The sequence below is a fragment of the Arthrobacter sp. Alg241-R88 genome (assembly GCF_900537115.1).
GTDB lineage: Bacteria > Actinomycetota > Actinomycetes > Actinomycetales > Micrococcaceae > Arthrobacter.
This window is the reverse complement of the sequence record NZ_UNRG01000004.1, coordinates 201,955-213,609: the sequence shown is the minus strand read 5'-3', so window position 1 is coordinate 213,609 and position 11,655 is coordinate 201,955. Positions and strand designations below refer to the sequence as shown.

Sequence of the window (11,655 nt, the reverse complement as noted above, 5' to 3'; positions counted from 1 at the left end):
GTCCGCCCTTCGGCGGGCGGGGCATTGCTGTTGGCTCGAATGTTGCATGCCCAACCGATGGGTAACCGGTGGCGTCAGTAAGATCGCACCATGACTGAGACCGGTACTCCCAACTCCGTGACCCTACGCTTCCTGGCCGCCCCCATGGACGTGGGCCACAGCGGTTCCGTAGACGCGGGAACCGTCCTCGAGTGGGTGGACAAGGCTGCCTACGCTGCCGCCGTGGGCTGGGCAAAGTCCTATTGCGTGACGGCCTATGTGGGGAACATCCACTTCGCCGACCCCGTGAACAGCGGAGACATGGTGGAAGTGGAAGCGACCATCGTCTACACCGGACGCTCATCCATGCATATCCGGACCGTGGTGTCCTCGGGGGATCCGAAGGGTGGCCCAGCCACCATGCGCAGCCAGTGCATGGTGATCTTTGTGGCCGTCGGCGAGGACGGAAAGCCCATCCCGGTGAAGCAGTTCGAGCCTGGCACGGCTGAAGAAATCGAGCAGCGGGACCACGCCCTTGCCCGCATCAGGATCCGCGAGCAGATCGTTGAAGCCATGAACCGGCAGGAATATACGGATGCTGGCACTGCCGAGCGGGTGACGCTGCGGTTTATGGCCGCGCCCACGGACGTGAACTGGGGCGGAAAGGTCCACGGCGGAATCGTGATGAAGTGGATTGACGAAGCCGCCTACGTCTGCGCGTCCCGCTACTGCGGGATGGACACCGTGGCCGTGTTCTCCGGTGGGGTCCGGTTCTACCGCCCGCTGCTGATCGGCCATGTGGTCGAGGTGGAAGCCCGCCTGGTCTACACGGGGACGAAGGGCATGCACATCGCCGTCCACGTCCGCTCCGGCGATCCCAAGGGCGGCGAACTGAACCTCACCACCTATTGCCTCACCGTGATGGTGGCGCGCGACGCCGACGGCAACTCCGTGCCCGTCCCGCCTTGGGTGCCCGTCAGCGAAGAGGACAAGAGGCTCCACGCCCACGCCCGCGAACTGCTGGAAATCAGGGGCACAGCGCCGGGAAACCGGCTGCCGAACCATCTGTTGGCGCAGGGCTGAAGACCAGCGGCCCAAAAAGTCCGCAGGAGTGGCCCGGCCCCACGGGGAGCGCCGGCCCTAGAAGCCTCCGCCGCCGGCGTCGGCCGCCATGTTGGCGAAGCGGGAATAGTGGCCCTGGAAGGCCACCACAATGTCCTTGGTGGGGCCGTTACGGTGCTTGGCCACCAGGATGTCGGCCTCACCGGCGCGCGGTGACTCCTTGTCGTAAACGTCTTCGCGGTGGAGCAGGATCACCATGTCCGCGTCCTGCTCAATGGAGCCGGATTCACGGAGGTCGGAAACCATGGGGCGCTTGTCCTGGCGCTGCTCGGATCCACGGTTCAGCTGGGACAGGGCGATAACCGGGACCTGGAGTTCCTTGGCCAGCAGCTTCAGGGCGCGGGAGAACTCCGAAACTTCCTGCTGGCGCGACTCCACCTTTTTGCCGGAGCTCATCAGCTGCAGGTAGTCGAGGATGACAAGCTTAAGGTCGTGCTGCTGCTTCAGCCGCCGGCACTTGGCACGGATTTCCATGAGGGACATGTTGGGGCTGTCATCGATAAACAGCGGAGCGTCATTCATCCGGCCCATGGTGGTGGCAATCTTGGACCATTGCTCATCCTTGATGGTTCCCTTGCGGAGATCCTGCAGGCCAATGGTGGCTTCGGCTGAGAGCAGGCGCATGGCGATCTCGTTGCGGCCCATTTCGAGGGAAAACATAACAGTAGCCAGGTTGTTCTTGATGGCGGCGGAGCGGGCAAAGTCCAGGGCGAAGGTGGACTTACCAACTGCGGGCCTCGCTGCGATAACGATCATCTGCCCGGGGTGGAGGCCATGCGTGAGCTCATCAAGTTCGTAGAAACCGGTTGGCACACCGGTCATGCCCTCGCCGCGGTGGCCGGACGCCTCGATCTCGTCCACCGTGGACTCCATCACGTCCTTGAGCACCACGTAATCCTCGGCGGTGCGCCGCTCGGCCACGGCATAGACCTCGGCCTGGGCCTGGTTCACCAGGTCCTCCACCTCGCCGTCCGAGCCGTAGCCCAGCTGCACGATCTTGGTGCCGGCATTCACCAGGCGCCGGAGGACCGCCCGTTCGGCAACGATCTCTGCGTAATAGCCTGCGTTGGCTGCGGTGGGAACGGTTTGGATCAGCTCATGCAGGTAGGCCGGGCCGCCGATCCGGTTGATCTCTGCGCGCTTGGTGAGCTCATCGGAGACTGTGACGGCGTCAGCCGGCTCACCCCGGCCGTAGAGGTCGATGATGGCTTCATAGATGGTTTCATGTGCGGGCCGGTAGAAATCCTGGCCACGGAGGATTTCCACGACGTCGGCAATGGCGTCCTTGGACAACATCATTCCGCCAAGAACAGACTGTTCGGCGGGGATGTCCTGCGGGGGCTTCCGGCTCACGTCCGATCCGCGGGTGGCCTCGATCGGATCCAGATGCGCTACTGACAAAACTGCCGTCCTCCACTGTGTACCGGGGACCGAAGTGCCCGGTGGTTAACCATCCTGCTAAAGGCGTTGCGCCGCCCAAGCTGCGCCCACCTGTCCAGGTTTACCGGCGGGGTCTGACAATCGTGCGCAAACCCGCGGGGGTGCGGGCTTTTGCGGGAGTTATCCCCACTATCCACAGGTTTTCCACATTGGCCGTCCCTGCAGGTTGCAGGAGTCCGTCCTGTACCGTTTCACCGCGCCTTTGACAGCCGTAGCGGGCACCGAAAAACAGGTACCCCGCTACGCTAGCCGCCAGGAGTTCAGCCTCCAAGCCAGCACGCGGGAGAGGTTGTGGATAACCTGTGCAGTACCGGGCATAGCTTGTGCACAGTCTGTGGGGAAAGCTGTGGAAACTAAAAAACTTTGGACCTGCTTGTGTCGCTGACCTGCGGAAACGCCTTCGTCGGCATGTGGAGTAAATATTTCTTTTGGGGAATTTCATCCACAGCCAGCACCGCTGACCCCGGCAGCGGGAGACGCCCGGGGAGCCGCCGGCCGATACTGCCAGCGGCCTTGTGGCAATCATCATATTCCGCCCTGCCGATTTGACCCGTCCCCCTGCCCGCCTCTATGCACGATGCCGAATATTGCTGTGGATAACCCGGATCTGGCATAAGCTCTATGCATGGGCGAACTACTGCTGATGCTGTTGCCTGCGATTGTTTTGGTGGCGCTCATATGGGGTCTTTTCACGGCCCTGAGCCCGCGCGACTCGGGGATCTCCGACGCCGAAAAATACCAGCGCGACCTGGCGGAGCGTTCGGCGCAGCATTACGCAGCCCAGGTCGCGGCTGCCACCGCCGCCCGCGCCCGGCTGGAACGGAATACGATGCCCAGCCAGAACACCGCCCAGGCAAAGCAATCAGATCTGGCTGCTGCCAGGAAGCACATAGAACGGCTTTAGACAATGGAATCGCTCGTGGCCCCTGTCCTTATCCTCCTGGCAGTCATTGCCGGAGTAACGCTGGCTGCCCGCGCCATCAGCAGGCGGAAGGCCGCCCGCAGCGCCGAACCGGCGGAACCGGCCGTTACCCCCGCCGAGCTGGCGCGCACGGCTGCCGCCAAACTTTCCGAAGAGGAACACCGCAGGCTGTATGCCTTGATCGCGCAGGGCCAGGCTATGGCGGCCATCAAGCTGTACTACGAGGCCACAGGAGAGGGCCTGCGGGCGTCCCGTGACGCCGTCGGGGCCCTGGCAGCCCATCCACAACCCTATCGGGGAACGGAGGCTCCCCCTGCGCCTGTTGAAGACGACGAGGACGAGGAGCCGCAGCGCTTCCCCTACCGCTACCGTGCAATTGCCAGCAAAGGCGATGTGACCCGGGAAGTCAGCAGCAACATGCTCAATGACGAGATCTACGGAAGGATCCGCACGCTGGCCCGCAGCGGGGACACGGAAGGTGCTGCCACCGCCCTGACCCGGCACTCGGACATCACGCTGAAGCAGGCAAGGGAATTCATCGAACTACTGGACGACTGACGTACGGCGCGCCCGCCTTCCCAGCGGAGCCTGGCGCCCGGGTGGGTCCTGCCTAGAAGTCGAACATCTCTCCCAGCCAGCCTTCCTTCTTCTTATGGCGCCGCCGGTCAGGATCCCGGTCGTAGTCCTGCTTGCCGTACCTGCGGTCGTCGTAGCCGCGCTGCTGTTCCCGGCGCGGTTCAAAGTTCGGATACAGCGGCGGAGGCGCTACCGCGGGCGCGGGGGCCGGGCGTGCCGGTGCAGGGCCAGGTACGGAATCTGCCGCCCGGTCCAGGATCTTGTCCAGTTCCCCGCGGTCCAGCCACACCCCCCGGCACTGGGGGCAGTAGTCGATCTCAACCCCGCTGCGCTCGGTCATCAACAGTTCCACTGAATCCACAGGACACTTCATGCCCACACAACGTCCCGCGCCGCCCGAAAGTTCGGCGTGGCCGGCTTACCGTGATCCGGAGATGCCTGCCAGCAACTGCTCAAAGGGCAGGGACTCCATCGGGGCAGGCTTCCGCCCCGGCTGCGGTCCTTCAAGCAGGCGCGTAAATTCGCCGGCAGCCCGGTTGATCCGCTCGGCAAGGCCGGAGCCGTCGTCGTCCGTCATGCCCCAGTCCTGGGGGCCGGCGAAGACGCCAGTGGCTGCCGTCCGCGTCCGAAGGTAGCTGAACAACGGCCGCAGGGCGTAGTCCAGAACCATCTGGTGGCGATCCGTGCCGCCGGTGGCACCCAGCAGGACAGCTTTGCCGTCCAGTGACTTCGGGTCCAGGACGTCTATGAACGACTTGAAGAGCCCGCTGTAGGAGGCACTGAAGACCGGTGTCACAGCGATGATGCCCTCCGAGGCTTCCAGGCCCGCAATCACCTCGGCGAGGCGGGGGGCCGCATAGCCGGTGACAAAGTTGTTGGCGATGTCCACAGCAAGATCCCGGAGCTCCACGACGTCAATCTGCACGCTGAATCCTGCTGCACGCAGTTGCCGCTTAGCGGAGGCGGCCAGCTGGTCCGCCAGCAGGCGGCTCGACGACGGTACGCCGAGTCCGGCGGAAAGGACTGTGATGCGGCGGGTCTCCATGGCATTCTCCTGTTGCTCGTTCATTCCATCATACATGCGTTTGCATCTATCTTCTGAACGGCGGGATCTCACCAGGTATTCCCGCATCCCGGTCTACAGCAACACTGATCCCCGAATGCATGTGGTTGAATGTCCGCCCACCCAAATGTCGGCGTCTTCAGCCTTGATGTGAAGGCGCCCGGCCCGCCCGAGGACGGTTCCCTGCGCGGCGACGTACTCGGCCGGGGCCCTGTTGCTGCTCATCAGCCACTGCGCCACTCCGGCGTTGAAACTGCCGGTAACGGGGTCCTCCGTGATGGCATCACCGGGGAGGAAAGTCCGCACCTCGAAGTCGGCATCGGCTCCGGGTTTGTGGGCTCCGACGATTCCCACCTTCAACGCACCCATCGCGGCGAAGTCGGGCTGGACGGCCAGCACCTGCTCCGCAGATTCGAGCAGGACACCGATCCATTCCGGACCGTTAACCAGCCACGACGCATCAAGGATCCCGGTTTCGGGAAGCCGCAGGCCGGCTGCCAGCTGCCGCCGAAGGGTGTCCTCCACCGGGCCGAAGCGGGTGAGCGGCGGGGCCGCGAAGGCCAGCCGGCCGGCGTCGTGCTTCACCCTGACCAAACCGGCACCGCACTCCTGCACCACAAAGCCGTCTGACTTTGGCACGCCCCCGGACTCCAGCCAGGTGTGTGCCGAGCCAAGTGTCGGGTGTCCGGCGAACGGAAACTCCTCACTGCCCGTGAATATCCGCACACGGTAGTCGGCGCGGGGATCTCTGGGGGCCAGCAGGAACGTCGTTTCGGAGAGGTTGGTCCAGTTGGCGAACTGCTGCATCTGTTCCGCGGACAGTCCCTCGGCGTCTACGACGACGGCGAGGGGGTTGCCGCGGTACGGCTCCCGGGAGAAGACATCAACCTGGTGGAAGGGGCGGCTGCGCGGGGATGGTGAGCTCACCGGTGCAGATTATCACCGGCTGCTGGCAGGCGGACGGCCGGTCTGCGACACTACGACCATGGCAGAGAACAAGACCCAGCCCACCGCGGTACCCGTAGATGAGTTCCTTGCGGCGGTGGAGCACCCTGGCCGCCGTGCCGACAGCTTCGAGCTGCTCGAACTGATGGGCAGCGTCACCGGTCAGGAGGCCGTGATGTGGGGACCGGGCATCATTGGTTTCGGCAGTTACCACTACCGGTATGCCAGTGGACGGGAAGGCGATGCCGCTGCCGTGGGCTTTTCTCCGCGCAGAGCCAACCTCGCCCTCTACGGACTGACCTACGGCCCGGACGCCGAACGGCTGCTCCCGGCCCTGGGCAGGCACAAGACGGGGGTGTCCTGCCTCTACATCAACAAGCTGCAGGACGTTGACCGCGACGTCCTCGCCGAGATGGTGCGGACGGGTTACCACCACGTGATGGCGGAGCTTCACAGCCCGTGAGCGGGAGGGCAAGAAAAGACCCCCGCCACCGGAATCCGGCGACGGGGGTCTTTGCGCAGTCAGGAAACTACTTGCCTGCCACTACGTCGAGTTCGATGACAGCAGCAACGTCGTCGTGCAGACGGACGTTGGCCTGGTAGGAACCAACCGACTTGATGTGTGCCGGCAGTTCAACCTTGCGCTTGTCGATGCGGCCAAGGCCAGCGGCCTCAACAGCGTCAGCCACGTCGGCCTGCTTGACGGTGCCGAACAGGCGTCCGGTCTCGCCAGCCTTGACAACGAGCTTGACCGGCTTGGCGGAGAGTGCAGCGGCCTGCTTCTGAGCATCTTCCAGGGAAGCGTGCTCGCGGGCGGCGCGGGCAGCCTTGATGGACTCAACCTGCTTCTCGCCACCCTTCGACCAGGTCAGGGCGAAGTTGCGGGGGAGCAGGTAGTTACGTGCGTAACCATCCTTGACCTCGACAACATCGCCAGCAGCACCGAGACCGGTTACTTCGTGGGTCAGAATGAGCTTTGCCATGTTAGTTAATCCCTTCCTTAGCCGCGGCCAGCGCCGGAGTAAGGCAGCAGGGCAACTTCGCGGGCGTTCTTGATTGCCTGTGCGATCTTGCGCTGTTCCTGCACCGTGACGCCAGTGACGCGACGGGCGCGGATCTTTCCGCGGTCGGAGATGAACTTGCGCAGCAATGCTACGTCCTTGTAGTCGATGACAGTGATGTCAGCGGCCTTCAAGGGGTTGGACTTTGGTTTGGGCTTACGGAGTTCAGCCTTAGCCATCGTGGAGCTCCTATTCTAGGGAGCCCGTGGATATTGATCCACGGGATGGTGGTGGTCCGACGGCGGCAATCACCTTGGTGCCTTGCGGCAGTTCCGGTGGTCCCGTCGTCGGGCCTTAATTAATTGTTAGAAGGGAGGTTCGGAATCGGGGCCGTTGCCCCAGCCGCCTGCGTTGGAGACACCGGGCGTTGCCCAAGGATCATCCTGTGCAGCCTGCTGGTTGCCGCCGCCCCAGCCTCCACCGGAGTTGCCGCCCTGGTTTCCACCAGGAGCGCCGCCTCCGAAGCCACCGCCGCTGTTGCCGCCGCCGAAGCCACCCTGAGCACCCCCGGCGCCGGAGCGCTGGGTGCGGTTGACCTTGGCATTGGCATAGCGCAGGCTCGGGCCGATTTCATCGACCTCGAGCTCGATAACGGTGCGCTTTTCGCCTTCTTTGGTTTCGTAGGAACGGCTCTTCAGGCGCCCGGTAACAATCACGCGCATGCCCTTGGTGAGGGACTCGGCGACGTTCTCGGCCGCTTCACGCCAGACAGCGGCGCGGAGGAACAGGGTTTCCCCGTCCTTCCACTCGTTGGACTGGCGATCAAAGGTGCGGGGGGTGGAAGCGATGGTGAAGTTCGCTACTGCCGAACCGGACGGTGTGAACCGCAATTCCGGGTCATTGGTGAGATTACCGATGACCGTAATGGTGGTCTCGCCTGCCATCTACTGCCTCCTTGTTCGATCCTGGGTGAAGAGTGCGTTTCCTGCGGGGTAAAGAATGAAAATTGGGCTGAACTTACTCAGCAACAACCTTCTGCTCTTCGGGGCGGGTGATCTTGGTGCGCATGATGGTCTCGTTAAGAGACAGCTGGCGGTCAAGTTCCTTGGCGGTTTCCGGCTTGGCGGTGAAGTTCACCACGGCGTAGATACCCTCGGACTTCTTCTTGATGTCGTAAGCCAGCCGGCGACGGCCCCAGATGTCAACCTTTTCGATGGTTCCACCATCGTTGGTGATGACGTTCAGGAACTTCTGAAGCGACGGCTCAACGGTACGCTCTTCGACCTCGGGGTCGATGATTACCATCAATTCGTAAGGACGCATATGTGAACCCACCTCCTTTGGGCTAAGCGGTTACGGCATTTCCGTAACAGGAGGTTCATTTGCGATGCCATGCAATGCCCCGCCGCCGGAACGGAGGCAGGACGCAGCACAGACTTCAATATCTTAGTGCATTTGGACCGGATAGGCGATTCGCCCTTGACTCAAAGCTAAGCGGCCGGCAGTGGCACGGAAAGCGCTGATGGGACTATGTGGAAAACTTGCCGCTCACGCCGGTATCCGGGTTCGGGGCGCCCATCCAACCCAGCATGGGCATCACCAAATACGAGTACTTGAAGGCCCGGATCTCTCTGGTGCGGGTTATGGATCAGGGTTATATTGGCAACCATCGGCTGGGTACCGTGCTGGACGCAACAAGCGGACAGGCATTTGGTCCGCTGGACGTGCATTCGGCTGGCGGCCCAAATGAGCGGATGTGGACAGTACAAAGGAATACAGGTCTCCTTCTTCGATGGATGGGGACACCATGTCGTTAGTAGGCCGAAGCAAGGAGCTGGACCGGATCCTTGCCGTGATCCGGGGGCCCAATGAGTCCGCATTGAGGGTCGTCGGCCAGCGAGGTGTAGGAAAGTCCTCCCTGCTGTCCGAGATTCCCAGGCTTTCCGACTACAGGACTGTCTTCCTGCGGGCAAGCGCATCAGAATACGACTGGCCGCTCTCCGGTCTTACAGCGCTCCTGGACGGAATCGACGATCCCGTCCTCAACCGCTTCGCGGACGAGTTGCTCCGCGATACCACCGGCGTCATGGACGTTCCCATGGTCTCCAGCATGCTCCTCACCGCACTTCACGAGCGCTCGTCCTCCCGCACGGTAATTGTCGTGGACGACGCTGACCGGCTGGACCCCAGCAGCCAGGCGGTGATCGGATTCCTGGGGCGCCGCCTGTCCCGAACCGATATGGCGCTGTTCATCAGCGTGCGCGAAGAAACCCCTGACAGCATGTTCGCAAGCCTGCCGACCCTTCTACTCAGGCCACTGAGTTATAACGACACCATACGGATGCTCGAGTCGATACCGGCTCGGCAGGCAGCGACGGCGGCCGTCCATGTGGTTGCCGCCGCAACCCGTGGCAACCCGCTCGCCGCCGTCGAGCTCTACACCTGCCTGCTTGAACGGCAGGCTGAAGGGAAATATGCCCTTCCGGTGCCTTTGCCCTGCAGGGGCAGTTTCGAATCCGAGTTCGCCGCGACCGTTGGTGGGCTGAGCCAGGATGCACGCCACGTCCTGGACCTCCTCTCGTTGTCCTGCCGGAGCGACATCGCGACTTTGGAAAAGGTGTACAGCCAGCTGTGGTCCGGGACGGACGAACTCCTGGCCACCGGCATGGTCAGCAGGACCGGCGCGCACCTTCGGATCCAGGACCAGCTGCTCCGCGGTTACGTCTTCGCGGCCATGACACCGGCAGTCCGGACCGCCAACCACCGTGCCTTGGCCGAAGCCGCCGACCCCACTGATCCCTATGCCCGGCGCTGGCACCTGAGCTTTACCGCGTTGGAGCGGCAGACGCCGTTCGGCCTCCTTGGGTTCGCCGTTGACCTTATCCGCAGCGGGGAAATCGCCTTCGCCGTCGAATACATCGAACGCGCCCTCACCATCAACCCTTGGGAGCCCGAGACTGCCGCCCGCCTCACTGCTGTGGCCGAACTTCTGTTCAACAGGGCCGAGTTTGTCTATGCCAAGCGCTACCTGGCCTGGGCACAACGGGTGACGAGCAACCCAGCCCTGACCCTGCGCCTGACCGGACTTGCCTTCGAGATCCAGTTCATCCAAGGGGCAGCGGTGCGCTCCAGCATGGTGTTGCGCCTGGTCAGGGAATTCGGCCAGCACGATCCCGTATTCGCCTCCAACCTGCTGGCCATGGCTTCCCTCTACTACGCCGAGCGCTGGGAGCTGGTAGACGCAGTCAGCCTGCTGCAATACATCGAGAAGTTCAGGGATTCCGCGTCCGCGGACTGCCTGGCAGTTGTGGGGCGTGCCAAGCAGCTGATCGAGGTAATCGGCGGCAACACAGAACACGCCGGCCGTAAGCATGTGGCCGGCCGCCGTGACATGGTGCCGGCGCTCGTGGTCCAGGGCCGCTCCCTGAGCTATTCCGAACACCATGAACTCGCCCAGGAGGCGTTCACCATGGTCCGGAACTCCGTTGAGGCGGGCAACATCAACTGGCGGGAAACGGCGAACTTCCTTGCAGTGGACAACGAGATCCGCGCCGGCAATGTCCGAACGGCCATCAAGCTCATCGAAGACCTGGAACACTCTGAGCCGGAGACAAAATACCATCGCGGGATGCGGCACATCTTCCGGGTATGGCGGGCGCACGCTTTGGGTGACGAGGCGTTGGCACGTGTCTATGTGACCGAGGCGCAGCATTCCTTTGGCGCCGAAAGCCACCCGGCCATGACCGCCCAGCTGGCCGCCTGCCAGGGCCATTTTGCCCTCATGCGCGGCAACCTCGCGGAGTCATTCGCGCAGTTGTCCCGGGCTGCTGAGATCGGCCTGGCCTTCCGAAACCCCGCCCTGCTGCGATGCGAGGCGGACCTGGTGGAGGTCCTGGTCCGGCTGGGCCGGCACAGGGAAGCGACGGAAGTGCTCTTCCGCCTGGAAGGCCGTTCCGTGGGCCTGCGCTCACCATGGCTCATGTCCGCCATTGCCCGCAGCCGGGCGATGCTGGCCGACGGCGAACAGTCCCTGCAGCTGTTCCGCCAGGCGCTGGAGGGCAGGATCGGCCGCGAGTCCCTGCTGGAGCGGGCCCGGACAACGCTCTGCTTTGCGGAGCGGCTGGGTGCATTTGGCCGGCTGCGCGAAGCCCGGGAAGGACTGCTGCGCGCGAAAGTGCTGTTCGACGAAGCCGGGGCCGATGCCTGGACCCAGCACGTGGATTCCCTGCTGCTGGACGAGCGGGTGGAACCCGTCCGCGTCCCTGGCAACCCCGCCATGCTGATGCTCGCAGACCACGAACAGGCACTGGCAAAAATGGTGGCGAGAGGCATGCGGAACAAGGAAATCGCAGCCACGCTCTACGTGTCTGTCCGGACCGTGGAAGTGCGCCTCACGGCGATCTACCGCAAGCTGGGCGTGGAATCACGTGCCCAGCTGACGGCACTGGCAGCAGGTAAGGAAGGCGCGTCCCGGGAGCCCTACGTCCTGCCCGTCCTTTAGGCAAGCGCGAGCCGAAGACCAGGCAAAAAGCCGCGCCATTGCAGGTACCCGCAGTTTCCACACTGTTCCCTTCAGGTACCCACAGAGGCCCTGTCTTTCCCCGCTA

At 63.4% G+C, this 11,655-nt stretch carries 13 protein-coding genes; 5 read left to right on the top strand and 8 right to left on the bottom strand.

The genetic code is table 11. The features are described from left to right. Nucleotides 1-90 precede the first annotated feature (90 nt). Entirely contained in the window at nt 91-1,062 is a 972-nt protein-coding gene (locus G6R19_RS11680) for an acyl-CoA thioesterase (RefSeq protein WP_163165062.1), read from the top strand. 57 nt (nt 1,063-1,119) lie between these two features. Here G6R19_RS11680 and dnaB read toward each other — a convergent pair whose 3' ends face one another. Further along, nucleotides 1,120-2,502: a replicative DNA helicase gene (gene dnaB / locus G6R19_RS11675; protein ID WP_163165060.1), complete on the bottom strand. Its 1,383-nt coding sequence runs from the start codon at nt 2,500-2,502 to the stop codon at nt 1,120-1,122. Between the two features lie 664 nt (nt 2,503-3,166). On the opposite strand from dnaB, the gene G6R19_RS11670 reads away from it, so the two are divergent. Together G6R19_RS11670 and G6R19_RS11665 are read left to right on the top strand one after the other, a co-directional pair. Continuing rightward, entirely contained in the window at nt 3,167-3,445 is a 279-nt protein-coding gene (locus G6R19_RS11670) for a hypothetical protein (RefSeq protein ID WP_163165058.1), read from the top strand. Nucleotides 3,446-3,448: 3 nt separating this feature from the next. Continuing rightward, on the top strand, nt 3,449-4,021 hold the full coding sequence (locus tag G6R19_RS11665; RefSeq protein WP_163165056.1) for a hypothetical protein: 573 nt from the start codon (nt 3,449-3,451) through the stop codon (nt 4,019-4,021). Nucleotides 4,022-4,073: 52 nt separating this feature from the next. On the opposite strand, the gene G6R19_RS11660 is transcribed toward G6R19_RS11665, so the two are convergent. The 3 genes from G6R19_RS11660 to G6R19_RS11650 all read right to left on the bottom strand — a co-directional run bounded on the left by G6R19_RS11660 (nt 4,074) and on the right by G6R19_RS11650 (nt 6,029). Further along, on the bottom strand, nt 4,074-4,412 hold the full coding sequence (locus G6R19_RS11660; protein WP_205484381.1) for a zf-TFIIB domain-containing protein: 339 nt from the start codon (nt 4,410-4,412) through the stop codon (nt 4,074-4,076). Nucleotides 4,413-4,457: 45 nt separating this feature from the next. Next, on the bottom strand, nt 4,458-5,084 hold the full coding sequence (locus G6R19_RS11655) for an FMN reductase (protein ID WP_163165309.1): 627 nt from the start codon (nt 5,082-5,084) through the stop codon (nt 4,458-4,460). A gap of 93 nt (nt 5,085-5,177) precedes the next feature. Continuing rightward, entirely contained in the window at nt 5,178-6,029 is an 852-nt protein-coding gene (locus G6R19_RS11650) for a PhzF family phenazine biosynthesis protein (protein ID WP_163165052.1), read from the bottom strand. 58 nt (nt 6,030-6,087) lie between these two features. Between G6R19_RS11650 and G6R19_RS11645 the strand changes: the two genes are divergently transcribed. Further along, on the top strand, nt 6,088-6,510 hold the full coding sequence (locus G6R19_RS11645) for a DUF1801 domain-containing protein (protein ID WP_163165050.1): 423 nt from the start codon (nt 6,088-6,090) through the stop codon (nt 6,508-6,510). 67 nt (nt 6,511-6,577) lie between these two features. Here G6R19_RS11645 and rplI read toward each other — a convergent pair whose 3' ends face one another. From rplI to rpsF, 4 genes are all read right to left on the bottom strand, one after another. Continuing rightward, nucleotides 6,578-7,030, bottom strand: a complete 453-nt coding sequence (rplI, locus tag G6R19_RS11640; protein WP_108597660.1) for a 50S ribosomal protein L9 — start codon at nt 7,028-7,030, stop codon at nt 6,578-6,580. Between the two features lie 17 nt (nt 7,031-7,047). Then, nucleotides 7,048-7,287: a 30S ribosomal protein S18 gene (gene rpsR, locus G6R19_RS11635; RefSeq protein ID WP_003800144.1), complete on the bottom strand. Its 240-nt coding sequence runs from the start codon at nt 7,285-7,287 to the stop codon at nt 7,048-7,050. Between the two features lie 126 nt (nt 7,288-7,413). Then, on the bottom strand, nt 7,414-7,992 hold the full coding sequence (locus G6R19_RS11630) for a single-stranded DNA-binding protein (RefSeq protein WP_163165048.1): 579 nt from the start codon (nt 7,990-7,992) through the stop codon (nt 7,414-7,416). Between the two features lie 73 nt (nt 7,993-8,065). Next, nucleotides 8,066-8,371: a 30S ribosomal protein S6 gene (gene rpsF, locus G6R19_RS11625; protein WP_015939036.1), complete on the bottom strand. Its 306-nt coding sequence runs from the start codon at nt 8,369-8,371 to the stop codon at nt 8,066-8,068. A gap of 484 nt (nt 8,372-8,855) precedes the next feature. Here rpsF and G6R19_RS11620 point away from each other — a divergent pair, with 484 nt between their 5' ends. Then, nucleotides 8,856-11,549: a LuxR family transcriptional regulator gene (locus tag G6R19_RS11620; protein ID WP_163165046.1), complete on the top strand. Its 2,694-nt coding sequence runs from the start codon at nt 8,856-8,858 to the stop codon at nt 11,547-11,549. The last annotated feature ends 106 nt before the right edge of the window (nt 11,550-11,655 follow it).